The 23,682-nt window shown below is 73.2% G+C and carries 24 protein-coding genes; 15 read left to right on the forward strand and 9 right to left on the reverse strand.

What is annotated here, in order from left to right; translation table 11 throughout:
* Window positions 1–35 precede the first annotated feature (35 nt).
* The 6 genes from HD601_RS08210 to HD601_RS08235 all read left to right on the forward strand — a co-directional run bounded on the left by HD601_RS08210 (window position 36) and on the right by HD601_RS08235 (window position 4,860).
* Complete coding sequence (locus HD601_RS08210) at window positions 36–593, forward strand: Uma2 family endonuclease (RefSeq protein ID WP_184820901.1); 558 nt, start codon at window positions 36–38, stop codon at window positions 591–593.
* 390 nt (window positions 594–983) lie between these two features.
* On the forward strand, window positions 984–1,643 hold the full coding sequence (locus HD601_RS08215) for an acVLRF1 family peptidyl-tRNA hydrolase (protein WP_184820903.1): 660 nt from the start codon (window positions 984–986) through the stop codon (window positions 1,641–1,643).
* Between the two features lie 114 nt (window positions 1,644–1,757).
* Complete coding sequence (locus HD601_RS08220) at window positions 1,758–2,381, forward strand: superoxide dismutase (RefSeq protein ID WP_184820906.1); 624 nt, start codon at window positions 1,758–1,760, stop codon at window positions 2,379–2,381.
* Window positions 2,382–2,658: 277 nt separating this feature from the next.
* Entirely contained in the window at window positions 2,659–3,102 is a 444-nt protein-coding gene (locus HD601_RS08225; protein ID WP_184820908.1) for a carboxymuconolactone decarboxylase family protein, read from the forward strand.
* The gene (sigJ, locus tag HD601_RS08230; protein WP_221440700.1) at window positions 3,051–3,971 is read left to right on the forward strand and encodes an RNA polymerase sigma factor SigJ; all 921 of its coding nucleotides are present in this window, start codon (window positions 3,051–3,053) and stop codon (window positions 3,969–3,971) included. The genes HD601_RS08225 and sigJ overlap by 52 nt, the downstream gene beginning before the upstream one ends.
* A gap of 10 nt (window positions 3,972–3,981) precedes the next feature.
* Window positions 3,982–4,860, forward strand: a complete 879-nt coding sequence (locus tag HD601_RS08235; RefSeq protein ID WP_184820910.1) for a proline dehydrogenase family protein — start codon at window positions 3,982–3,984, stop codon at window positions 4,858–4,860.
* A gap of 28 nt (window positions 4,861–4,888) precedes the next feature.
* Here the strand turns inward: HD601_RS08235 and HD601_RS08240 are convergent, their stop codons facing one another.
* Complete coding sequence (locus HD601_RS08240; RefSeq protein ID WP_184820913.1) at window positions 4,889–5,197, reverse strand: hypothetical protein; 309 nt, start codon at window positions 5,195–5,197, stop codon at window positions 4,889–4,891.
* Between the two features lie 156 nt (window positions 5,198–5,353).
* Here HD601_RS08240 and HD601_RS08245 point away from each other — a divergent pair, with 156 nt between their 5' ends.
* Window positions 5,354–7,831: a phosphoketolase family protein gene (locus HD601_RS08245; protein ID WP_184820915.1), complete on the forward strand. Its 2,478-nt coding sequence runs from the start codon at window positions 5,354–5,356 to the stop codon at window positions 7,829–7,831.
* A gap of 72 nt (window positions 7,832–7,903) precedes the next feature.
* On the forward strand, window positions 7,904–9,046 hold the full coding sequence (locus HD601_RS08250; protein ID WP_184820917.1) for a winged helix DNA-binding domain-containing protein: 1,143 nt from the start codon (window positions 7,904–7,906) through the stop codon (window positions 9,044–9,046).
* Here HD601_RS08250 and HD601_RS08255 read toward each other — a convergent pair whose 3' ends face one another.
* A complete protein-coding gene (locus tag HD601_RS08255) occupies window positions 9,047–10,003 on the reverse strand; it encodes a zinc-binding dehydrogenase (protein WP_184820919.1) in 957 nt (318 codons plus the stop codon).
* A 106-nt stretch (window positions 10,004–10,109) separates the two neighbouring features.
* Here HD601_RS08255 and HD601_RS08260 point away from each other — a divergent pair, with 106 nt between their 5' ends.
* Complete coding sequence (locus tag HD601_RS08260) at window positions 10,110–10,796, forward strand: YceI family protein (protein ID WP_184820921.1); 687 nt, start codon at window positions 10,110–10,112, stop codon at window positions 10,794–10,796.
* Between the two features lie 75 nt (window positions 10,797–10,871).
* Here HD601_RS08260 and HD601_RS08265 read toward each other — a convergent pair whose 3' ends face one another.
* Complete coding sequence (locus HD601_RS08265; protein ID WP_425503380.1) at window positions 10,872–11,855, reverse strand: LppM family (lipo)protein; 984 nt, start codon at window positions 11,853–11,855, stop codon at window positions 10,872–10,874.
* A 74-nt stretch (window positions 11,856–11,929) separates the two neighbouring features.
* On the opposite strand from HD601_RS08265, the gene HD601_RS08270 reads away from it, so the two are divergent.
* Window positions 11,930–12,817 (forward strand): ABC transporter substrate-binding protein, encoded by an 888-nt coding sequence (locus tag HD601_RS08270; RefSeq protein WP_184820925.1) that lies wholly within the window; start codon window positions 11,930–11,932, stop codon window positions 12,815–12,817.
* Between the two features lie 13 nt (window positions 12,818–12,830).
* Here the strand turns inward: HD601_RS08270 and HD601_RS08275 are convergent, their stop codons facing one another.
* Both HD601_RS08275 and HD601_RS08280 read right to left on the reverse strand, forming a co-directional pair.
* Window positions 12,831–13,283 (reverse strand): peroxiredoxin, encoded by a 453-nt coding sequence (locus tag HD601_RS08275; RefSeq protein ID WP_184820927.1) that lies wholly within the window; start codon window positions 13,281–13,283, stop codon window positions 12,831–12,833.
* A 26-nt stretch (window positions 13,284–13,309) separates the two neighbouring features.
* On the reverse strand, window positions 13,310–13,873 hold the full coding sequence (locus HD601_RS08280) for a PH domain-containing protein (protein WP_184820929.1): 564 nt from the start codon (window positions 13,871–13,873) through the stop codon (window positions 13,310–13,312).
* A 99-nt stretch (window positions 13,874–13,972) separates the two neighbouring features.
* Between HD601_RS08280 and HD601_RS08285 the strand changes: the two genes are divergently transcribed.
* A complete protein-coding gene (locus HD601_RS08285; protein WP_184820931.1) occupies window positions 13,973–14,920 on the forward strand; it encodes a hypothetical protein in 948 nt (315 codons plus the stop codon).
* Between the two features lie 18 nt (window positions 14,921–14,938).
* Here the strand turns inward: HD601_RS08285 and HD601_RS08290 are convergent, their stop codons facing one another.
* Together HD601_RS08290 and HD601_RS08295 are read right to left on the reverse strand one after the other, a co-directional pair.
* Window positions 14,939–15,925: an aldo/keto reductase gene (locus HD601_RS08290; RefSeq protein WP_184820933.1), complete on the reverse strand. Its 987-nt coding sequence runs from the start codon at window positions 15,923–15,925 to the stop codon at window positions 14,939–14,941.
* A gap of 32 nt (window positions 15,926–15,957) precedes the next feature.
* A complete protein-coding gene (locus tag HD601_RS08295) occupies window positions 15,958–16,449 on the reverse strand; it encodes a glutathione peroxidase (protein ID WP_184820935.1) in 492 nt (163 codons plus the stop codon).
* A 56-nt stretch (window positions 16,450–16,505) separates the two neighbouring features.
* On the opposite strand from HD601_RS08295, the gene HD601_RS08300 reads away from it, so the two are divergent.
* On the forward strand, window positions 16,506–16,994 hold the full coding sequence (locus HD601_RS08300; RefSeq protein WP_184820936.1) for a GNAT family N-acetyltransferase: 489 nt from the start codon (window positions 16,506–16,508) through the stop codon (window positions 16,992–16,994).
* A 25-nt stretch (window positions 16,995–17,019) separates the two neighbouring features.
* Here the strand turns inward: HD601_RS08300 and HD601_RS08305 are convergent, their stop codons facing one another.
* A complete protein-coding gene (locus HD601_RS08305; RefSeq protein ID WP_184820938.1) occupies window positions 17,020–17,175 on the reverse strand; it encodes a DUF6131 family protein in 156 nt (51 codons plus the stop codon).
* An 80-nt stretch (window positions 17,176–17,255) separates the two neighbouring features.
* Window positions 17,256–18,170 carry a DNA polymerase beta superfamily protein gene (locus tag HD601_RS08310; RefSeq protein ID WP_184820940.1) on the reverse strand — a complete coding sequence of 305 codons (915 nt, stop codon included), beginning with the start codon at window positions 18,168–18,170 and terminating at the stop codon, window positions 17,256–17,258.
* Window positions 18,171–18,336: 166 nt separating this feature from the next.
* Here HD601_RS08310 and HD601_RS08315 point away from each other — a divergent pair, with 166 nt between their 5' ends.
* The 3 genes from HD601_RS08315 to HD601_RS08325 all read left to right on the forward strand — a co-directional run bounded on the left by HD601_RS08315 (window position 18,337) and on the right by HD601_RS08325 (window position 23,682).
* Window positions 18,337–20,160, forward strand: coding sequence for a hypothetical protein (locus HD601_RS08315; RefSeq protein ID WP_184820942.1), 1,824 nt, complete (start codon window positions 18,337–18,339; stop codon window positions 20,158–20,160).
* A gap of 146 nt (window positions 20,161–20,306) precedes the next feature.
* Complete coding sequence (locus tag HD601_RS08320; protein ID WP_184820944.1) at window positions 20,307–22,121, forward strand: CehA/McbA family metallohydrolase domain-containing protein; 1,815 nt, start codon at window positions 20,307–20,309, stop codon at window positions 22,119–22,121.
* A 13-nt stretch (window positions 22,122–22,134) separates the two neighbouring features.
* A complete protein-coding gene (locus tag HD601_RS08325; protein WP_184820946.1) occupies window positions 22,135–23,682 on the forward strand; it encodes an alkaline phosphatase D family protein in 1,548 nt (515 codons plus the stop codon).

Consider the following 23,682-nt stretch of genomic DNA (forward strand, 5'->3'; position numbering starts at 1 on the left):
ATCCTCGAATGACAACCGAGCCCGAGGAGGGCACCATGACAACCATGCTGGAGCAGCGCCGTGCAAGTGACGCTTGGACCGTGGACGACCTCGACCAGTTCCCCGAGAACGACGGCAATCGCTACGAGCTCGTCGACGGCGTACTCGTCGTGAGCCCGTCTCCCCGGCCGAAGCACCAGTGGATCAGCACCGAGCTCTTCCGAGCGCTCGACCGAGCGTGTCCGGCCGACCTGAAAGTGTTCTACGCGCCGCTGGACTGGCAGCCGAATCAGCGGAACTCGCTGCAACCGGACCTCCTGGTGGTGGCCAGGGACGACGTCCGCGATGGGCCGCTCACCAGGCCGCTGCGGCTGGCGGTGGAGATCCTGTCGCCGAGCAGCCGGCTCTACGACACCAAGGTCAAGTTCGCGAAGTACGCCGAGGGAGGCGTCACGTCGTACTGGATCGTCGACCCCGACGGCGGACCGTCGATCGTCGCCTACGAGCTGCGCGACGGTGACTATGTGGAGACCGCCCGGGGCAGCGGCGACGACGAGGTCCACCTCGAGCTGCCGTACCCGGTGACCGTCCGGCCGTCGACCCTGCTCGCGTGAACCCTCGTGGACGTCCGCACATCGAGATGATCAGCGGGTGAACGTGACCTGGACCTCGACGATCTGTCCGGTATGGTGTAGGAATCGAAGAAGAGATCGTGTCGTCGTCGGCGCGTTCTCGCCCTTCCGGCGGTCGACCACCGGACCGAAGGGTCCAGCGACGGCATCGGGTGGAGGCCCGGTGTCCCCACACCAAGCCACATCGCGGTCCACTTCGACGAGTGCCGTGGAGTCCGAACACCGGCGGGGGTCAAGCAAGAGCCGCCGACCCACCGGAGCCACGGCGCGTTCGGGTACCGGTTGCGGCCCCGGCTCGCTGCGGAGGCCGGGGTCGCAACCTCCCGGACCACCCCACCCACACCTCGGGCCCTGACAGGGCATCCTCGTCGCATGCCCGAACGCGTCCTCACCGTCTCGCCCGAGCGCCTCGACGGCTGGCTGGCCGGCTTCGCCCAGCGCCACGGCGCCACCACGCACCGGGCCGGGCCTGACGTCGTCGTCGTCGAGGCCGCGGACGGAGCGGTCGCGAGCTGCGCCGTCCCGTTCCCGCCGCTCGAGAACGACGACACCGAACAGCCCTACGACGGCCTGATCGCGCACGCGACCCGTGAGCGCCGCATCGCCGTCCTGCTGGTCCGCCGCGGCGGCTACGCGGCCGGCGTCTTCGCCGGGACGCGGCTCGTGGCGTCGAAGGTCGGCTCGCGGCACGTCCAGGGCCGCACGGCCGCCGGCGGCCAGTCGCAGCAGCGGTTCGCCCGGCGGCGCGAGAAGCAGACCCGCGAGGCGTTCGAGGCCGCCGCCGACGTCGCGGCACGTGTGCTGCTGCCCCACGTGGCCGGGCTCGACGCCGTCGTCACCGGAGGCGACCGTGCCGCTGTCGACCACGTGCTCGCGGACCGCCGGTTGACGGCGCTGGCGACGCTCCGCGACCGCACGCGGAACGCGCCGCACCTGGCCGTCCCGGATCCGAAGCTGGCCGTCCTGGAGGCGACTCCGGCGACATTCCGGGCGGTCCGGATCACCCTGTCCGAACCGGACGTCGCACCGTGATCAGCCCGACACCACACAGTGCGGACCGTTTGTGGTCGCGCCCTCTGGGCAGGCGTAGGTTAGCCAGTGACAGGTTCCGCGCCTGACGATGTCGTCGAGAGGAAGCTCAGAAGCATGGCCGCCTATTCTCTGCCGGATCTCCCTTACGACTACGGTGCGCTCGAGCCGCACATCGCCGGTCAGATCATGGAGCTCCACCACTCCAAGCACCACCAGACGTACGTCAGCGGCACCAACACCGCGCTCGAGCAGCTCGAGGAGGCGCGCGCCACCAACAAGCTCGACACGGTCAACCAGCTGCAGAAGAACCTGGCCTTCAACCTCGCGGGCCACGTCAACCACACCGTCTTCTGGAACAACATGTCGCCCGAGGGCGGCGACAAGCCCGACGGTGAGCTGGGCGCCGCGGTCGACGAGTTCTTCGGCTCCTTCGACGGCTTCCGCGCGCACTACACCGCGGCCGCGCTGGGCATCCAGGGCTCGGGCTGGTCCATCCTGGCGTGGGAGAGCATCGGCCAGCGCCTGGTCATCGAGCAGCTCTACGACCACCAGGGCAACCTGGCGGCCGGCACCGTCCCGCTGCTCATGCTCGACATGTGGGAGCACGCCTTCTACCTGCAGTACAAGAACGTCAAGCCCGACTACGTGGCGGCGTTCTGGAACATCGTCAACTGGCCCGACGTCGCCACGCGCTTCGAGGCGGCCCGGACGAAGACCACGGGGCTCATCACGCCCTGACCGCTGCTCGCGAGGGCGCCGGCAGCCGGCCGGCGCCCTCCACCGCCGGAGGTTCGCGTGTTCAAGCCACCGTCGCAGCCCAGCCGGCGCGCCACGGCCGTCAAGGTCGGCATCGCCGCCCTGTGCGTGGGCTACGCCTCGGTGCTCGCGGGCCTGCTGCTGGGCTTCTAGCCCGGCGCCCGCCGCCCGTGTGGGCGGCCTCACACCCGGTTCCGTCACGCCGGCCGGGTCCCCTCGCGTCGTCTCGGTGACATCCCACCCACCGAGAGGAACGACGATGACGCAACGCCTGAACGTCTCCGCAGTGGCTCCCGAGGGCTACCGCGCGGTGGCCGGCCTGGCCGCCTACGTCAAGGCGAACGTCGACCGGACGCTCATGCACCTGATCGAGCTGCGCGCCTCGATCATCAACGGCTGCTCCTACTGCGTCGACATGCACAGCCGCGACGCCCTGGCCGCCGGCGAGGACGCCCGCCGGCTCTTCGCCGTCGGCGCCTGGGAGGACGCTCCGTTCTTCACCGAGCGCGAGCGGGCGGCGCTCGCACTCACCGACTCCGCCACCCGGCTGGGCCCCGGTGGCGTGCCCGACGACGTCTGGGACATGGCCGCGAAGCTGTTCACCGAGAAGGAACTGGCCGATCTGCTGCTGACCATCGGCACAATCAACGTGTGGAACCGGATCACCGTACCGACCCGGACCGAGCCGCCGACGACGGTGTGATCGACACCGCGTCCGCCGACGCGGCCGTCGAGGTCCAGCGGCACCGGCCGATGCTCCTCGGCCTGGCCTACCGGATGCTGGGCTCGACCGGCGACGCCGAGGACGTCGTGCAGGACGCCTACCTGCGCTGGCGTGACGTCGACCGGTCGGAGGTGCGCGAGCCGCGCCGCTACCTGTCCCGGACGGTGACCCGGCTCGCCCTCGACCGGCTGCGCGAGCGGAAGGCGCACGCGAGCTACGTGGGGCCGTGGCTGCCGGACCCGGTGGCCACGGCCCCGTCGCCGTTCGACCCGCTCGAGACCGTCGAGCAGCGCGACTCGGTGTCGACGGCGACCCTCTACCTGATGGAGCGGCTGGACCCGGTCGAGCGCGCCGTGTTCGTGCTGCGCAGCGCGTTCGACCTGCCCTACGCGGAGATCGCCGAGATCGTCGACCGCACGCCCGAGCACAGCCGCCAGCTCTACCACCGAGCGGCCGCCCGGCTGGGCGACGACCGCCGCCGGTTCGCGCCCAGCCGCCGCGAGCACGCCGTCCTGCTCGAGCGCTTCCTCGTGGCGGCTCGCGAGGGCGACCTCGCCACGCTGCGGTCCCTGCTCCACGACGACGCGGTCGCCTGGACCGACGGCGGCGGCCGGGCGAAGGCGGCCCGCAACCCGGTGTCCGGTGCGGACAAGGTGGCCCGGTTCTTCGCCGGCATCCACACCCGCAGCCGTCCGGCGTACGAGCTGCTCGAGCTCAACGGCGCCCCCGGCGCGATCCTCCAGCTGTACGGCGGCCCCCAGACCCTCACCTTCAGCATCGACGACGGCAGGATCAGCGCGCTCTTCCTCGTCACCAATCCGGACAAGCTCGGCTGGCTCGGCCGGTAACGTCGGCACCGTGATCGCATCGCTCGCCCGCCGGGCCCTCTATGCCCTCGCGACCAGCACCGAGCTGGAGTCCGTCGTCCGCGCCGTCCCGCCGGTCCAGGACCTCGCGCTGTCCCAGGCGCGCCGCTACGTCGCCGGCACCACACTGGACGAGGCGCTGGTCACCGTCCGGCGGCTGGTCGGCGACGGCCTCGCGGTCAGCCTCGACCTGTTCGGCGAGGGCGCGGCCGACGAGGAGGCGCTGGCGGCAACGGTGGACGGCTACCGCGAGGCGGCGGCCGCGCTGGCCGACGTGGGCGGCGACGTGTACCTCGAGATCGTGCCGTCGCACCTCGGGCTGGACCTCGGGCTCGACGTCTGCCGCCGACACGTGGAGCAGCTGGTCGAGTTCCTGCCGGCCGGGTCGCGGCTCGAGATCAGCGCCGAGGAGGCCGAGCGCACGCCGCACATCATGGACCTCACGATCGCGCTGGCCGAGGCGGGCGCGCCGGTCCTGGCGACGGTCCAGGCGAACCTGCGCCGCAGCCCCGGCGACGTCGACCGGCTGCTGGCCGCCGGGGTCCCGGTCCGGCTGGTCAAGGGCGCCTACCTCGAGGCCGCCGACATCGCCCACCGCTGGGGCGACGAGACCGGCGTCGCATTCGTGCGGCTCGCGCACCGGATCCACGCGGGCGGCACGCCGCCGCTGCTGGCCACGCACGACCGGGTGCTGCTAGAGGCCCTGCTCGAGGCGCTGCCCGGCGCCGGGGTCGAGATGCTGCTCGGCGTCCGCGAGGACGACGCCCGCGAGCTGGCCGGCCGCGGCGTGCCGGTGCGCGTCTACGCACCGTACGGCGACAGCTGGTTCCGCTACTGGATGCGCCGGGTGGCCGAGGCGCAAGGGGCGTGACCCGCGGCCACCCGGCAGCTCCTCGGCCTCACACCGGCTGCAGGGTGCTCGTCTCGTAGAGCCGGTCGGCCACGCGCTCGCCGTCGTGCACGAACGCCACGAGATAGGTGCGCAGCTCGCGGGCGAACTCGGCGACGTCCGCCGGCCCGAACCCGGCGATCGACGCCAGGGCGATGACATCGGCGGTCTCCGCGTCGACGATCGCCTCCGTCATCAGGTCCGGGTCGAGTCCGCAGGCCAGCGCGAGGGTGCGGATCGTCTCGCCGCGTTCGAGGGCGGCCTCCAGGGCCGCGGGGGTGACGCCGAGGATCTGTGCCGCCGTCGGGATCGCGTACATGGCCGCCTCCGGGTGAGGGTCGTGTCGTTCGTGAGACCGATCCTGTCCGGCGTTCCTGAGAACATCCGGAGACGGTCCTGAGAAACCTGTATGAGTCCGCGGGCACCGGGTACATGCTGGTCCTTGACGAGCAGCCCCAACCGAGGAGCGGCGACGATGCTCGACGAGGCCCGCCACACCATCGACGACGCCCTGCTCACCCGCATCGACGCGTGGTGGCGGGCGGCCAACTATCTCTCCGTCGGCCAGATCTACCTGCTGGACAACCCGCTGCTGCGCGAGCCGCTGCGCGCCGAGCACGTCAAGCCGCGGCTGCTCGGCCACTGGGGCACGTCGCCCGGGCAGAACTTCCTGTACGCGCACCTCAACCGGGCGATCGTCCAGCGCGACCTCGACATGATCTACCTCTCCGGCCCGGGGCACGGCGGCCCGTCGCTGGTGTCGGCGGCCTGGCTCGACGGCACCTACAGCGAGGTCTACTCCGGCGTCGGCGACGACGAGGCGGGCCTGCGCGAGCTGTTCCGCCAGTTCTCCTTCCCCGGCGGCATCCCCAGCCACGTGGCGCCCGAGACGCCCGGCTCGATCCACGAGGGCGGCGAGCTGGGCTACGTGCTGTCGCACGCCTACGGCGCCGCTTTCGACAACCCCGGGCTGATCGTGGCGGCCTGTGTCGGCGACGGCGAGGCCGAGACCGGCCCGCTGGCCACGGCCTGGCACAGCAACAAGTTCCTCAACCCGGCCACCGACGGCGCCGTGCTGCCGATCCTGCACCTCAACGGCTACAAGATCGCCAACCCGGCGGTGCTGGCCCGCATCCCGCGGCGCGAGCTGGAGCACCTCATGGTCGGCTACGGGTACACGCCCTACTGGTTCGAGGCCGGCTTCGACGACGAGGACCACCTGTCGATCCACCGCCGGTTCGCCGACCTGCTGAACCATGCGCTGGACCAGATCGCGGCCGCCCAGAACGACTTCCGCGCCGGCGAGTACGACCACCGGCCGGACTGGCCGATGATCGTCTTCAAGACGCCCAAGGGCTGGACCGGCCCGCGCGAGGTCGACGGCCACCAGGTCGAGGACACCTACCGGTCGCACCAGGTACCCATGAGCGCCGTCCGCGGCAACGACGAGTACACCCGGCTGCTGGAGCAGTGGATGCGCTCCTACCGGCCCGAGGAGCTGTTCGACGACGACGGCCGGCTCCGCGCCGACCTGCGCGAGCTGTCGCCGTCGGGACCCCGGCGGATGAGCGCGAACCCGCACGCGAACGGCGGTGTCCTCACCCGCGACCTGCGGCTGCCGGAGTTCCGCGAGTTCGCCGTCGACGTGCCGGTGCCCGGCGGGGTGATCGACGAGCCGACGACGGTGCTGGGCCGGTGGCTCGCCGGCGTCGTCAGCGCCAATCCGGACAACTTCCTCATCATGGGGCCGGACGAGACGGCGTCCAACCGGCTGTCGGCGGCCGTGGCGGCCGGCGGCAAGCGCTGGCTGGGCGAGACGCTGCCCACCGACGACTCGCTGTCGCCCACGGGCCGGGTGTTCGAGATGCTGTCGGAGCACCAGTGCCAGGGCTGGCTCGAGGGATACCTGCTGACCGGCCGGCACGGGCTCTTCAACTGCTACGAGGCGTTCATCCACATCATCGACGCCATGTTCAACCAGCACGCGAAGTGGCTGAAGGTGACCCGCGAGATCCCCTGGCGCGCGCCCGTCCCCTCGCTGAACTACCTGCTGTCGTCGCACGTCTGGCGCCAGGACCACAACGGCTTCTCGCACCAGGACCCCGGCTTCATCGACCACGTCGTCAACAAGAAGGCCGACGTCATCCGGGTCTACCTGCCGCCGGACACCAACACGCTGCTGTCCACGTACGACCACTGCCTGCGCAGCCGCGACTACGTCAACGTCGTCGTCTCCGGGAAGCAGCCCGGGCCGCAGTGGCTGACCATGGACGAGGCGATCGCCCACTGCACGCGCGGCATCGGCATCTGGGAGTGGGCCAGCACCGACGGCGGCGAGGGCGAGCCCGACGTCGTCATGGCCTGCGCCGGCGACGTGCCCACGGTCGAGACGCTGGCCGCCGTCGACCTCATGCGCCAGCACCTGCCGGAGCTGCGGGTGCGCGTCGTCAACGTCGTCGACCTCATGCGGCTGCAGGACGAGCACGAGCACCCGCACGGGCTGAGCGCCCGCGAGTTCGACGCGCTGTTCACCACGGACAAGCCGGTCGTGTTCGCCTACCACGGCTACCCGTGGCTGATCCACCGGCTGACCTACCGCCGCACCAACCACGACAACATCCACGTCCGCGGCTACAAGGAGGAGGGCACCACCACGACGCCGTTCGACATGGTGATGCTCAACGACCTCGACCGGTACCACCTGGTCATGGACGTCATCGACCGCGTGCCCGGGCTGGCCGGCGAGCGGGCGGTGCTGCGCCAGCGCATGGCCGACGCGCGCCTGCGGGCCCGCCAGTACACCCGCGAGCACGGCACCGACCTCCCCGAGGTGGCCGACTGGGCCTGGCCCGACGCGCGCGCCCGGGGGCTGCCGAAGCGGGGCGGCGAGGACACGGCGGCCGACTTCGCCGCGACGCCCGGCCCGGTGCAGGGCGAGCAGACGGAGGGTTGACGAGGGTTCGCCCGACGGGGTCCGGCTGTCGGTGGCGCGGGGCTGTCGGTGGCTCGGGGCACAATGCCCGGCATGACGATGACCGTCCGGGCGCTCAACCGTGCCACGCTGGCCCGGCAGCTGCTGCTGGAGCGCGCGTCCACCGACGTGGCCGGCGCGGTCCGGCAGCTGGTCGCGCTGCAGGCCCAGCACCCGGCCTCGCCGTACCTCGCGCTGTGGAACCGGGTCGACGGCTTCGACCCTGCCGCCCTCGACGCCGCGTTCGCCGACGCGACTGTGGTCAAGGCGACCCTCATGCGCGTCACGCTGCACGCGGTGGACGCCGGCGACCACCTCACCTTCAAGCAGGCCATGCAGCCGACGCTGCGCGGAGCCCGGCTCAACGATCGCCGCTACGCCGGCGCCGGCCTGAGCCATGCCGACGCCGAGGCCGCCATCCCCCAGGTGCTCGAGTTCCTCGCATCACCGCGCTCCAACGCCGAGTGCGAGGCCTGGCTGACCGCACGCCGGGGCGAGCCCAGCACGTGGCTGTGGTGGGCGCTGCGGCAGTTCGGGCCGGTGGTGCACGCACCCACCGGCCCGCCGTGGTCGTTCGGCGCCCGGCCGTCGTACGTCGCGCCCGCCCACCCGCCGCCGCTCGCCGACGACGCCACCGCCGCGGCCGCCCTGGCCGAGCTGTTCCGCCGCTACGTCGCCGGCTTCGGGCCCGTGACGATGCCCGACTTCGCCCAGTTCGCGCTGGTCTACCGGCCGCAGGCCAAGGCGGCGGTCGAGGCCCTCGCGGACGAGCTGGAGGAGCTGGCCGGACCCGGGGGCACCGTGCTCCACGACCTGCCCGGCGCGCCCCGCCCGGGCGAGCACGTCCCCGCGCCGCCGCGGTTGCTGGGCATGTGGGACAGCCTGCTGCTGGCGCACGCCGACCGCGGCCGCGTACTCCCGCCCGAGTACCGCAAGCTGGTCATCCGCAGCAACGGCGACACCCTGCCGGCGCTGCTCGTCGACGGGTTCGTGGCCGGCGTGTGGCGCCCGGCCGACGGCGGCGGCATCGAGGCGGCCGCGTTCCACCCGCTGCCGGCGGCCGACTGGGCCGGGCTCTCGGCCGAGGCGGCCGCGCTGACGGCGCTGCTGGCCGAGCGCGACCCCACCGTCTACCGCCGCTACGACCGCTGGTGGACGGGGTTGCCGGCGGCCGAGGTGCGCGTGATCGGCCGCTAGCTACCGGACCACGTCGATGACGACGTTGCCGATCTTGGCGCCGATGTCGACGTAGCGGTGCGCCTCGACGATCCGCTCCAGGGGGTAGTGCCGGTCGATCACGGGCCGGAACTCCCCCGAGGCCAGCAGGTCGCGCAACTGCTCGATCATCTCCCGCCTCTGCAGCGGCACCGGGAACACCACGCGACGACGTCGCAGCAACGGCGTGACCAGGGCCAGGCCGAGGTTCTGCGCGAACGGGCCGAGCTCGGAGCTCACGTAGACGCCGCCGGGGCGCAGCAGCCGACGGCAGCGCCCGAACGTCGCCTTGCCGACGGCGTCGAAGACCGCGTCGAACCCGCCGCCGGCAGAACGGGTGAAGTCCTCGGCGGTGTAGTCGATGACGTGACGCGCCCCCAGCGAGCGGACCAGCTCGACATGCGGCGTGGCGCAGACCGCCGTGACCGCCACGTCCATGGCCGCCAGCAGCTGGACGGCCGCCGAGCCGATGCCGCCGGTCGCCCCGTTGACCAGCACCGCCATGCCGGGCTCGATGCGGGCGCGGCGGATGAACGACTGCGCGTAGTGGGCGCCCTCGGTGGCCGGGGCCGCCTGCGCGAAGGTGACGCCGTCCGGGATCGCGGCCAGGAAGCCGTCCGCCTCGACCGTGAGGTACTCGGCGTGGGCGCCGAACCCGCCCTCGTGGTAGCCGAAGACGCGGTCCCCGGCGGCGTAGCCCGTGACGCCGGCGCCGGTCTCCTCGACCACCCCGGCGTACTCCGTGCCCAGGATCCGCCCGCGCGGGCGGACGACCCGCAGGAACACCGGCGTGCCCGCCCGGTACGCCGTGTCGGTGCGGTTCACCGTCGTCGCGTGCACCCGGACCAGCAGTTCGCCCGGGCCCGCGACCGGCCGGTCCGCGTCGGTCAGACGGACGACCTCGGGCCCGCCGTAGGCCGTCTGCGCCGCCGCTCGCACGCTCCGCACAGTAGCGTGTGACGCCCGCGACTCGCGGAACCGCCATCCCCGTCACGCAGTTCCTCGTATAACAAGCAGTCGGGCCACACTGCTGGAGGTCTTTCGGATGTCGTTCTTCACCCGCCGCCGGGTCCTCATCGGCGTCGGCGGCCTTGCCGCACTCGTGGTGCTGGTGATCGGCGGGACGTATCTCTACGTCAACGTCATCAGCGGCGACGCGCCCGATCCCCTGGCCCTCGAGACGAACCCGCCGCCCGCCAGCGGCGGCGATGTGGACCTCGACGGCACCTGGACGGTCGCCGGCGGCTCCGAGGCCGGCTACCGCGTCGACGAGGTGCTCAACGGCCAGGACAACACCGTCGTCGGCCGGACCAGCGACGTCACGGGCGACATCACCGTCGCCGGCGGCTCGGCCACCGAGGGCGAGATCACCGTCGACACGACGACCATCACCACGGACAGCGGCAGCCGCGACAGCCAGTTCCGCGGCCCGATCCTGCAGACCGACGAGTTCCCGACCTCGACGTTCACGCTCACGTCGCCGGTCTCGCTGGACGGTCTCGAGGACGGCGGCCCGATCACCGTCAGCGCCACCGGCGACCTCAAGGTCCGCGACGTCACGCACTCCATCGAGGTCCAGCTCGACGTGCAGCGCTCCGGCGACGGCGTCCAGGTGGCGGGGTCCGGCGAGATCCAGTTCGCCGACTTCGACGTCGACCCGCCGAACCTCGGCTTCGTGAAGGTCGAGGACCATGGCACCGTCGAGTTCCTCCTGACGCTCAGCAAGGGCTGAACCGGCGAACGACGGCGCTCGCCGTGCGGTGGTGCGCACGACGAGCGCCGTCGTCGGTTCGTGAAGCGAACGGGGTCAGCGCGGCGCGGCCGGCGGCTCCTGGCCCGGCGTCCCGCCCTGGCCCGGCGTCCCGCCCTGGCCCGGCGTCCCGCCCTGGGCCGGCGGATCCGTCGGCAACGGCGTCGTCTGCTGCGTGGGCGCGGCGGCCTGGTCCGGAGGCGGCGGCTGGACCGCGGTCGGGGCCTCGGTGGTGACGGTCGGCGCGTCGGCGGCGCTTCCCGGCCCGAACGGCGCGCCACCGGGCGGCGGCGGGACCGCGCCCGGGTAGCCGGCGGCGGACTCGTCGGCCGGCGGCGCCTGGTTGCGGTTGCGCGACAGGAAGAACAGCAGCGCCGCCAGACCCAGCACCACGACGACGATGAGGATCCAGATCCAGACCGGGATGCCGTCGCCGCCCCCGCCACCGGAGTCGGCGGACCGGGCGCTGATCTCGTTGGCCTCCCCGGGGACCGGGGTCCAGGTGACGGTGGTGCCGTCGAGCTCGCCGTTGTGCTCGGTGACCTCGCCCGGGAACGTGATGGCGACGCGCATCTCGAGCGACTCCATGAGCTGGTCCATGTCGCCGAGCTCACCGGCGTCGCCGCCCAGGCCGCCGAGCTCGCCGGCCATGGTCTCGGGGTCGAACTCGGTCATGTCGAGGGAGCCGTCGACGATGATCTCCTCGCCCTCGTGGGCGATGGTGAACTCGTTGCCCTCGGAGAACTCCGACAGCGCGATGTCCTCGAAGGTCACTCGCTGCCCGACGAAGTCGTCGTCCTCGTACTCCTCGACCTGCGCGCCCTCGGGCATGTCCTCGCTGAGGTCGCCGAAGGCCTCGCTCGGGTCCTCGCCCATGGCCTCGGCCATCGCGGACACGTCACGGCTGAGCGCGAAGATGATCTCGCCGCCGACCGTGTCGCTGTCGGACACATCCAGCTGCATATCCACCTTGATGCACCCGGTGAGGGCCACCGCCATGGCAGCCACCGCCAGAGCGCGCACTGGTCTCATTCGCTTCATGGGGCGCAGCCTGGCACAACGATCATGGTTTCGGCACCTCCGGACGGGTCCGGTGTCCCGGCTACGGTGGACCGATGCGGATCGTGTCGCTCCTCCCGTCGACGACGGAGATCATCTTCGCCCTGGGCGCGGGCGACGACGTCGTCGGCGTGACGTTCGAGTGCGACTTCCCGCCCGAGGCACGCAGCCGTCGCATCGTCTCGACCAGCACCCTCTCCGAGGGCCTGACGCCCGCGGAGATCGACCGCCTCGTCGCCCGGCGCATGGCGGCCGGCGAGGACCTCTACCACCTCGACGAGGGCGCCCTGGCCGGGCTCGACGCCGACCTCGTCGTCACGCAGGACCTCTGCGCGGTGTGCGCCGTCGACGTCACCGAGGTGCGCGATGCCCTGGCCCACCTGCGCTGCACCGCCGACGTGCTCACCGTCGACCCGCAGGACCTCGGTGAGGTGCTCGGGTCGATCCGCCTCATCGGCGCCGCCACTGGCACGCCGGACCGGGCCGATGCGCTGGTACGCGAGCTGACCGGCCGCCTCGACGCCGTGCGGGCGAAGGTCGCCGGGCGCGCGCCGGTGCCCGCCCTGGTGCTGGAGTGGACCGACCCGCCGTTCGCGCCGGGGCACTGGGTGCCGGACATGGTGACGGCGGCCGGCGGCGCCTGCGTCCTGGGCACGGCGGGCGAGCGCTCCTACCGCCTCGATCCGGGCGTGCTCGCGGGCTGCGGCGCCGACGTCGCCGTGTGCGCACCCTGCGGCTTCGGCCTGGACGAGTCCGCGCGGCTGGCAACTGAGCTGGTCCGGGCCGGCGGGCTGCCCGACGTGCCGGTCTGGGCGGTCGACGCCAACGCCTCGTTCGCCCGGCCCGGCCCGCGCCTGGTCGACGGCGTCGAGGCGCTCGCGGCGATCCTGCACCCGGACGCCGCCGGCGAGCCCGACCCCGCGCTGGCGCGGCGGATCGCCTGAGACCGGCGGTCCGTCAGGCGGCCGCGCGCAGGATCTCGAGGGCGCGGTCGGCGTGCTTCTCCATGGCCAGCTCGCTGCGCACGACACCCAGCACGCGCGCATCGGTGCCGATGACGAACGTCTGCCGCTTCACCGGGAGCGCGCCGAAGCGCCGGGCGACGCCGAACTGCGCCGCCACCGTCCGGCCGGGGTCGCTGAGCAGCGGGAAGCCGAGGTCGTTGCCGGAGTCGAAGGCCTGCTGCCGCTCGACGGCGTCGGCGCTGATGCCGACGGGCTGCGCACCGGCGACGGCGAACTCGGCGGACAGGTCGCGGAAGTGGCAGGCCTCGGCCGTGCAGCCGCGGCTCATGGCGGCGGGATAGAAGAACAGCACGACCGGACCGGAGGCCAGCAGCTCGCTGAGCCGGCGCGGGGTGCCGGACTGGTCCGGCAGGACGAAGTCGTCGACGGTGTCACCGGCATCCATGCCTCCATCCTGCCATCGCGTCGTGGTCAGCCCGTGAGGGCCGCCGTCACCAGCAGGACGGCCGAGGACGCCAGCACGGCGATGCTCGCGACCGCCGGCGCCACCGTCAGCCCGCCCGGAGCCACCGCCCGCCGTGCCTCCCACCGCTGCCGCACCGCCAGCAGCGCCGGTGCCGGCCGCTGCCCCGCCCGGGCGACGGCGTCGCGTTCGAGCACCCCGCCCGCAGTGACGTGCCGGTCGTACAGCGCCGACATCGACGCCGGGCCGGGCGCGGCGGCCGCGTGCCAGGTGACGTCGCCGGCGCGCAGCCACAGCGACCAGCCGAAGCCGGCCTCGTCGAGCGCGGCCCAGCCGGCCCGCACGTCGCGGAGCGGGTTGCGGACGGTGACGCCGTCGTCGTCGAGGACCACGGCCGGGCGCCAGCAGAGCGCCCAGAGCAGGCCGCTCGCCCCCGCGGCGAACAGCAGGCCGGTGCCGCCCGGCGGCCGCGCGGCGACCAGCCAGCCCAGCGCCGCCGTCCAGCCCACGACGGCCACGGCGCGGCCGAGCGCGTGGCGCAGGACGACCGGTTCCGTGACTGCTGTCGTCATCGCTCGATGGTGGCACAGTCGTTGATGCAACGGTTTGGTCCGGCCCATGCGTCATCCTGCTGAGAGGTGTTCCGGCGACGGGGAGGAGGTGGTCACGCCATGCGGGTCCGGTCCATTGCGGCCTTCGCCCTGGTGCTGGCCGCCTGCGGATCCGGCGCCGGCCCCGCCGCCGACACCGCCACGGCCGCCAAGACCGGCAGCGAGCCCTCGGCCCGGCGTGTCTGCGACCTGCTCGACCCGGCCGAGGTCCGCGCCGTCTACAGCGGCGGCGAGGTCCGCCTCAGCGACTACGCCGGTCCGGTCGGCGACCCGTCCTTCGAGAGCTGCTACGTCACCATCGACTACGGCACCACCACCCGGCCGCCGAAGCCGTTCCCGCTGATGGTGTCCATGGACCCGGTCTCGGCCGAAGAGCACCTCGCCATGCTCGAGGAGGACGCCGAAGAAGGCATCGGCCCGCGCACCGTGGTGCCCGGCCTCGGCGACGTCGCCTACATCGCCCCCGGGCTCCTGCACGTCTACGCCGGCGACCGCGTGGTGCGCATCCACGGCGGGGGCGACGACAACGCCGTCGACCTCGCCGCCCTGGTGGTCCCGCGGCTGGCCGAGCTGGCGCCGTCGCCCGACCCCGGCAGCACCCAGCCCGCCTGCGACGCCGTCACCCCAGAGGCCGAGGCCGTGCTGGGCGAGCCGGCCACCGGACGCCGCGACCGCCGCACGCAGGACGAGCTGCGCTGCGAGTGGACGGCCGGCGAGACCGTCCTCACCGCCACGCTGCGCGGGCGCGGCGACGAGGTGGGCCGGGTCTGGGCCATGGACCGGCCCGGCGCCGAGGTCGTGCACGTCGGCGGACTGCACGACAACGGCGTCTACGTTCCCAGCGGCCGCGTCTACTTCTGGATGGGCCACCAGCAGGTCGGCATGCTCCTGCGGCAGCGTCCGCACGACCCCGGGCGCGACCGCGACCACCTGGTGGCGCTGGCCGACGCGTTCGCGCCGTCGCTGCTCGACGTCGCGCCGCGGGTCGGTCCGGCGCCCACGCGCTGACGGCTCAGTTCGGGCGGCTCACCACTGGGCGTGCACGAGCGGGCGGATGCGCGCGTCGTAGATGCGCCCGATGGCGGCCGAGGTCGCCCCGTCGAGCGGCGCCAGGTCCGCCGCGGCCGCGTTGGCCCTGGCCTGCTCCGGGTTGCGGGCGCCGGGGATGACCACCGAGACGCCCGGCTGGTCGAGGATCCAGCGCAGCGCCAGCTGGGCCGTGGTGGCGCCGGACGGGGTCAGCGCGGCGATCTCGCGCGCCGCCTCGACGCCCACCTCGAACGGGACGCCCGAGAACGTCTCGCCGACGTCGAAGGCCTCGCCGGCGCGGTTGAACGTGCGGTGGTCGTTCGGCCCGAAGGTCGTCGACGCGTCGTAGCGGCCCGACAGCAGGCCGCTGGCCAGCGGCACCCGGGCGATGATGCCGACGCCGGCCGCCACGGCCGCGGGCAGCACCTCGTCCAGCGGCTTCTGCCGGAAGCAGTTGAGGATGATCTGGATGCTGGCCACGCCCGGCCGGCGGATCGCCGCGAGCGCCTCGTCGCAGGTCTCGACGCTGACCGCGTAGGCCCGCAGGCGCTTCTCCTCGACCAGCGTGTCCAGTGCGTCGAAGACGGCGTCGCGCGAGTAGACCTCGGTGGGCGGGCAGTGCAGCTGCACCAGGTCGAGGGTGTCGACGCCGAGGTTCTCGCGGCTGCGGTCGTTCCACGCCCGGAAGGCGTCCAGCGTGTACGCACCCGGCACGTGCGGATTCGCCCGCCGGCCCATCTTGGTGGCCACCGTGAGCCCGGCGTCGGGCCGGCGCCGCAGCAGCTCGCCGACGAACCGCTCGCTGCGCCCGTCGCCGTACACGTCCGCGGTGTCGATGAACGTCACGCCCGCGTCGACCGCGGCCTCGAGCGCCGCCATCGCGGCGTCCTCGTCGACCGTGCCCCAGTCGGCGCCGATCTGCCACGCGCCGAACCCCACCACACCGACCTGCCGGCCGGTCCGCCCCAGCTGTCTCGTCTCCACGAGACGCGACAGTAGCGGGCGGGCGGCAGGGGTCAGCGCGGCAGGTTGGCCTCGATGGCCCCGACCAGCTCGTCGGACTCCGGCAGCACGCCCGGGCGGAACCGGCCCAGCACGGCGCCGTCGGCCGAGACCAGGAACTTCTCGAAGTTCCACTGCACGTCACCGGCCTCGCCCTCGGCGTCGGCGACCTGCGTCAGCTCCGCGTACAGCGGCTGCTGCGACGGTCCGTTGACGTCGGCCTTCCGGTACAGCGGGAAGGTCACGCCGTAGGTCGTGGAGCAGAACTCCTGGATCTCCTCGGCGGTGCCGGGCTCCTGGCCGCCGAACTGGTTGCACGGGAAGCCGAGCACCGTGAACCCGCGGCCGGCGTAGCGCTCGTGCAGGCGCTCGAGGCCCTCGTACTGCGGGGTCAGGCCGCACTTCGAGGCGACGTTGACGAGCAGCAGGAGGCTGCCCTTGTGGTCGCCGAGCGAGGCGTCCACCCCGTCGATGGTCTGCAGCGGAATGTCGTACAGGCTGGTCAACGCCGTCTCCTCATGCCTGGCTGATGTCGTCCCAGAAGGAAGCCTAGGCTCGCGGCATGGAGATCCGGGACGCCCGCGACGACGACTGGCCGGCCGTCTGGCCGATCCTGCGGGGCATCGTCGCGGCGGGCGAGACGTACACGCTCCCCCGCGACCTCGACGTCGAGCTGGGGCGGCGGATCTGGATGCTGGCGCCTCCGGACCGCACGGTCGTCGCGGTCGGCGACGACGGCACGGTGCTGGGCTCGGCGAAGATGAACCGCAACCACCTGGGCCCGGGCGACCACATCGCCAGCGCGAGCTTCATCGTCGCGCCGGAGCACTCCGGGCGCGGCGTCGGGCGGGCGCTGGGCGAGCACGTCCTCGACTGGGCGCGCGCCGCCGGCTACCGCGCCATGCAGTTCAACGCGGTGGTCGAGACGAACACGCGGGCGGTCGCGCTGTGGCGGTCGCTCGGGTTCGAGGTCGTCGGGACGCTCCCGGAGGCGTTCCGGCACCCGGACCGGGGCTACGTCGGGCTGCACATCATGTACCGCCGTCTGTAGCCCCGGCCGGGTGCCGTGAGGGGCGCTACCAGTAGTGCTTGCGGCCGGCCAGCGGACGGCCGGCGGCGCCCAGGACGTACAGCACCGCACCGACGATCAGCAGGATGATGCCGATGGTCGTCAGGATGCCCACGCCCGCGAGCAACCCGATCAGCAGCAGAACGACACCCAGGATGATCATCCCAGCTCCTTCGTCCCCGTTCATCGGACTTTCGTGACGTAGCGGACTTACCCTGCTGATCACGGTCCAATCGGGCAGAGTCAGGAGCTCGCGTCGAGGTCGCGTCGGCGCAGGTCGCTGAGCCAGGCGTCGACGCGCGAGATGTCGGGGCCGGGCGGCAGGAACGACGCCGCGGCGACGTCGTCGAGCTGCTGCTGCAGCTCGAGGCGGTAGGAGTCGACCTGGTCCCAGGGCAGTGCGCCGGCCCGCACCGACGCCAGGCGCTCCTGGTGCTCGGCGGACGGCACGCCGGTGTCGCCCGTCAGCAGCAGGGCGAGGCCGTCGACCAGCAGCCGCAGCAGATCGGCCGCGCCGGAGTCGCGCGGCTCGCCCTGGACGTGCTCGTCGTCGAAGCGCTTGAACCCGGCCAGCACGTGGTCGGCATAGGCGGCGGAGATGGTCTGCGACAGGAACGCCGGCCGGAGGTCGAGCAGCTCGCGGCCTGCCTCGCTCACCCAGATGGGGCGGGCCGACCACAACAGCTCGAGGCATTCGGGGTCGGCGTCGAGCGCGAGCCGGCAGAAGTGCTCGACCTCCCACGAGAGCCAGGACGGTCCCGGCCCGGTGACCTGCTCGGGCGGCTTGCGCAGCGACCAGAACGCCGCCGTCGGCGCCTGGAAGACGCCGCGGACGGTCAGCGGCGCGGCGGGGTCGGCGGACGGCCGGCCCACCGCGGCGGCGTACAGGGTGCGGGTGGTGACCAGGTCGCGCGGGGCGCCGGAGCGCACCGGCTCGGGCAGCCGGGAGAGCGGGTCGGCGAGTGCGGTCAGCTGGTCGGGGTCGGCATCGACCAGGCGCCCGTCGCCGATCGCGACGGTGTAGGTGCCGTCGGCCTCGCGGACGACACGTCCGGCGAGACCACGGCCGGAGCCGGGGGCAGCGGCGTCGGCCGGCGTGCCGTGCACGACGACCTGTGTGCCGACCGGCACTCGCGTGGGGGCGCTCAGGCGAGACATGGCGCCCATTCTCCCGCGTCGGCGCAGGGCCCGCCCGGCAACCGACCGGGTTTCAACCGTTTGGACCGAATCTTGCGCCAGCAGGCAGTTCCGGACCGTGCAACCGCCGCGGGCGGGCGGGCCGTCTTCATGGCACAGGGTTCGAGGTCGGGACGGGTGATCATCGATGCGGCTCCGGTCCGCCGTTGCCGGCGCAGCGGTCCTCCTCGCGGCGGCCGCGTGCGGGTCCGGGGCGCAGGACGACACGGGGCCGGACGCACCGGCCGGGACGCACGTGTGCGAGTTGCTCCGCGCCGACGAGGTCCGGACGGCGCTCGGTGCGGCCGACGTGACCCTGACGGAGGAGCCGGGCCCGCTGGAGGAGGACTGGTCGTTCGACAACTGCCGCATCACCGTCGACGAGGCCGGCACCGATCCGACGTACGAGCTGCTGCTCCGGGTGTCGCTCGACCGGGCCGAGCTCGCCGACCACGAGGCGATGGCCGCGGACTGGGGCACGATCGAGGTGCCCGGACTCGGCACCGCGGCCGACCTCTTCACCCCGACCTGGCTGCAGGTGCTCGCCGGCGACCGGCTGGTCCGGCTGTCCGGCCGGTACCACCTCCCGGAGATCCCGGTGCTGAGCGAGGTCGTCCGGCCGGTGCTGTCGCGCCTCGGCGGCTATCGGCCCGCGCCGGCGGAGGTCGCGCTGCCCGCCTGCGACGCCGTCACCCCGCAGGCGGAGACCCTGCTCGGCGGCGAAGCCGACCGGCGGCGCGACCGTGCCGACGACCGGCTGCTCTGCTCCTGGTCCCGCGGCGGCGACGTGATCCAGGCGCACACCACCCTGGGCGACCGGAGTGTGCTCGAGGGCGCCGCCGACGCGACCGAGGACGAGAGCCTGGACCTCGGCGGCGCGCCCGCCAGGTACCTCTCGCACGAGGACGCCTTCGGCACGGTCCAGTTCGTGGTCGACGGCTGGCGTCTGGGCGGCTACGTCCAGCACCAGCCGCACGACCACGGCACCGACCACGACCCGCTGATCGCGCTGGCCCGGGCGTTCGCCGCCGAACTGCCCGAGGCCGCACCCGAACCGCCGGTCGCGTACCCGGTCGACCGCAATCGTCTCCCGGACCGGGCGACGGCCGGGATCTGCGAGCTGATCGGCGCCGACGAGGCGGGCGAGATCCTCGGAGGCGAGGTCGAGCTGGTCGAGCGGCCCGGGCCCGTCGACGTCCAGACGTTCGACGGATGCGACCTCGTCCTCGGCGGCGGCCCGTCAGCGGCCGGCTCGACCGTCCGCATCGACGTCTCGGCCCAGCCGATGACCCTGGCCGACCACGAGCTGCTCTACCGGCAGGCCGTCGCGCCTGCCGGGCCACCGCCCGGCGCCGAGGTGCCGGGGCTGGGCGAAGACGCCCGCTTCGTCTCGGACGGAAGCCTGCAGGTGTTCGAGGATGGCCGTGTGCTCCGGCTCCGGGACCTCCCCGGCCACGACGAGGCGATCGCCCTGGCCGAGCTGGTGCTGCCGCGGCTCCCGGACCTGCCGGAGCCGCCCGAGGTGGTCGCCCTGCCCGAGTGCGACGCGCTGACGGACAGCGCCGCGGCCGTGCTCGGCGAACGGCCGGAGCTGCGCCGCGACAACGTCTCGTTCTACGGCCTGGTCTGCGGCTGGGCCACCGAGACCGGCTCGCTGTCGGCCCGGACGACGTCGGGCGAGGTGGCGGGGCTGGTGTGGACGATGGACGCCCCCGGCGCAGAGGTGCTCGACCTGGCGGGTGGGACGGAGAACGCCGTCTACTTCGAGGTGATCGGTTCCACGCCCCCGACGGCCGGCGTCGACGTCGTGGTCGTCCCCCAGGAACTGGGCCTGGCCGTGGAGCACAGGCCCCACGACCCGGAACGCGACCGCGACGCCCTGGTGGCCTTCGCCGACGAGCTGGCCACCCTGCTTCCGGAGATCGCGCCGGACTGTCCCCAGCCGGGCAGCGACTGCGTCCGCCGTCCGTGATCCGGCCGCGCAGCGGCTGGCGGCGAACGTTCCGCGACGCCCGCTCGACGGGTCGGTGAATCCTTGATACATCCCTTTTGCGGCCTCCGGACCGGTTCCTACGGTGATCTCCGACCATCCATCGGAGACCATCACGGAGGCACGGCATGCGCGACGCTGCCACGACGGAGAACGACGGGGCGGTCTCGCGCCGGACCCTGCTGGCGACGGCCGGCGGCGCGGCAGCCGCGGGGCTCGCCCTCCCGCTCGTCCAGGCCCTGCCCGCGGCCGCTGCGGCCCGCGACCTCCGTCCGGTCAGCATGGCGATGCACATCCACGGCTCGTTCAGCGAGGGCACCGCCAGCTACGAGACGCACCTGCGGCAGGCGCGGCTGAACGCCGTCGACGTCATCTGGTGGACCGACCACGAGTTCCGGGTGGGCGCGCACGACCACCGCCGCGAGGTCCGCTTCGAGGGCCTGCGCGAGGTCGTCAACACCATGGAGTGGACCTGGACGCGCTCCACCGAGGGCGCGGTGACCAGCGGCGCGGCCGAGTTCGTCGACGACCCGCACTCGCCGGACGAGCCCGGCAAGGCCATGCGCCTGACGGCGGCCGGCACCGGCTGGGGGATCCTCTGGTACACCGCCGCGGCGTGGAACCAGACCTTCAGCGGCTCGCTCGCCGACTCCACGCTCCAGCTGGACGTGCTGGCCGAGCAGACCGGCCCGGGCCGTGAGCTGGTCCTCGAGCTGAACACCTCGTACCACCCGGCGCGCGGCGGCCGGGCCGCCGGTCGCTACCTGCTGCAGTACCGCATCGGCGGCAGCACCTCGGGCGCGATCGTCCGGCGCGCCGAGGGGCTGCGCGGCTACGTCGAGATCCCCGTCCCGCAGAACCAGTGGCAGCGTGTCACGCTGCGCCCCGTCGACGACATGCGGGCGATCTGGCCGGACCTGGTCGCGGCGGACAACTCGATGCACCAGCTGCGCCTCGGCGTCCGCGTCACGGGCCAGGCACCGACCCAGGTGGTCGCGGACCGGCTGCGCATCGACTACGGCCGCCGCGACGGCGCCGGCGGCATCGAGCTGCGCCGCGAGGTCCTGGCGAACTACGCCGGCGAGTTCGCGGACGTCACGCACTACGAGGCATTCGAGATGTCGATGGTCCGCCACCTCAACTGGATCGGCGGCGAGCTCGCGATGCCGGAGCTGCCCAGCCCGCCGCGGCGGAACAACGACCCGGACCTCACCGAAGAGATGATCGAGTTCATGCACGCCCACGGCGCGCTGGTCCAGTGGAACCACCCGCTCGACGCCGCGACGCCGGAGGAGCTGGTCCGGCTGATGATCGAGCGGAACAGCCTGGGCGCGGACCTCATGGAGATCGGCCGCACCCCGTTCGACGACCTGCGGTGGGTGTTCGACGCCGCGGCCCGCAACGCGCTGTTCATCACCGGGGTCGGCGTCAGCGACGACCACGCCGGCCAGAACTGGGCGAACCTCGCCGACAACAACATCACCTATGTCTGGGCGGCGTCGAAGGCGAAGAACGACCTGGTCGACGCGTTGCGGGCGGGCCGCGCGTGGTGGGTGGACCCGGTCCGCTGGCGCGGCGCCATGGACATCGAGTTGGCCGGACGGCGAGCGCTCGGCTCGGCGCTGGTGACGACCGCGGCCCGGCTCAACGTGCGGCTGACGGCGACCGGCCTGCCCGACGGCGGTGCGCTGCACATCATCGAGAGCCCGGTCGACCTCCCCGGCGTCGCCGACCCGTCGCCGGCCACGACGAGCACCGTCGTGCCGGCCGCGTCGCTGGTGAACGGGCGGGTCGACCACCTCGTGGTCCCCGGCGACGGCTCCTTCGTGCGACTGCAGGCCCGCGACGCGCAGAACCGCGTCATCGGCGAGAGCAACCCTTTCTGGATCCTGCGCGACGAGCCCCCGCACGGCATTCCCGCCGCCCGCCGCCTCCGCGGCTGAGAGGACCCGCCCCATGGAGCAGAAGCTCACCCGCCGCCGGGTCCTGCAGCTCGGCGGCGCGACGGCCGCCGCGCTGGTCGGCACCGCCGCCACCGGCGGCATCGCCTGGGCCTCGCCCACCCCGGCGCCGGCCAAGCTGACCGACGGCGTCTTCACGCTCGGCGTCGCGTCCGGCGACCCCCTGCACGACCGCGTCGTCATCTGGACCCGGCTGGCGGCCGACCCCGTCGCGCTCGACGGCGCGGGCGGCATGCCGTCGCGGCCGGTCGCGGTGTCGTGGGAGGTCGCGCACGACGAGCTGTTCACGCGCCTGGTCCGCCGCGGCATGACGATGGCCCGGCGCGAGGACGCACACACCGTCCACGTCGACGTCGCCGGGCTGGAGCCGGACCGCTGGTACTTCTACCGGTTCCGCGCCGAGGGCCAGCTCAGCCCCGTCGGGCGCACCCGCACCGCCCCGGCGCCGGACGCCCTGCCGTCGTCCTGGAGGTTCGCGATCGCGAGCTGCCAGAACTACACGGCCGGCTACTACACCGCCTACCAGGACATGCTGGCCGGGAACCCGGACATCGTGTTCCACCTGGGCGATTACATCTACGAGGGCGGCGGCCAGGGCAACCTCGGGCGCGGCCACCTGCCCGACGCCAAGCTGGCCACGCTCGCGGACTACCGCGTCCGGCTCGGGCAGTACCACAGCGACCCGGACCTGCAGGCCGTCCACGCGGCCGTCCCGTTCGGCATCACCTGGGACGACCACGAGCTGGAGAACAACTGGGCCGGCGACGACGCCGACCCGGACCGCCCCGCCGACGAGTTCGCCGCGCTCAAGGTCGCGTCGTTCCAGGCGTACTGGGAGCACATGCCCTTCCGCGCGGCACAGCGCCCGGACGGCCCGAGCATCCAGCTCTACCGGCGGCTGCAGTGGGGGCGGCTGGCGACGATCAACATCCTCGACACCCGGCAGTACCGCACCGACCACGTGGCCGACATCGAGGCCGACGGCCCCGAGGCCTGGGAGCCCGGCCGCACGATCCTCGGCGCCGAGCAGACGCGGTGGCTGCTCGACGGGCTCAACGGCAGCACGAGCACGTGGAACGTGCTGGCCCAGCAGGTGCCGTTCTTCGAGGACCCCGACGTGGGTGCGGAGAACGACAAGTGGGACGGCTACCGCGTCTCGCGCCAGCAGGTGCTCGAGGCGATGGCGTCGGGCCGGCCGCGCAACCCGATCGTGCTCTCCGGCGACATCCACGCCAACCGGGCGGCCGACCTCAAGCTCGACTTCGACGACCCGTCGTCGCCGACGGTCGGCGTCGAGTTCACCGGCACCTCGATCACCAGCGGCGGCCAGGTCGCGGGCTCCGTCCAGCACGACCCGGACCCCGAGAACCCGCACTTCCGGATGGCCGGTGCAGGCCGTGGGCACGTCCTGATCACGGTCACGCCGGAGCTGGCCCGCGCGGACTACCGCGTGGTCGACACCGTCCGGCAGCGGACGTCGCCCGCGCGCACCGTCACGTCGTACGTCGTCGAGGAGGGGGTCCCCGGGCTGAGCCGGGCCTGA

Origin of the sequence: Jiangella mangrovi, assembly GCF_014204975.1 — a bacterium.
Taxonomy (GTDB): domain Bacteria; phylum Actinomycetota; class Actinomycetes; order Jiangellales; family Jiangellaceae; genus Jiangella; species Jiangella mangrovi.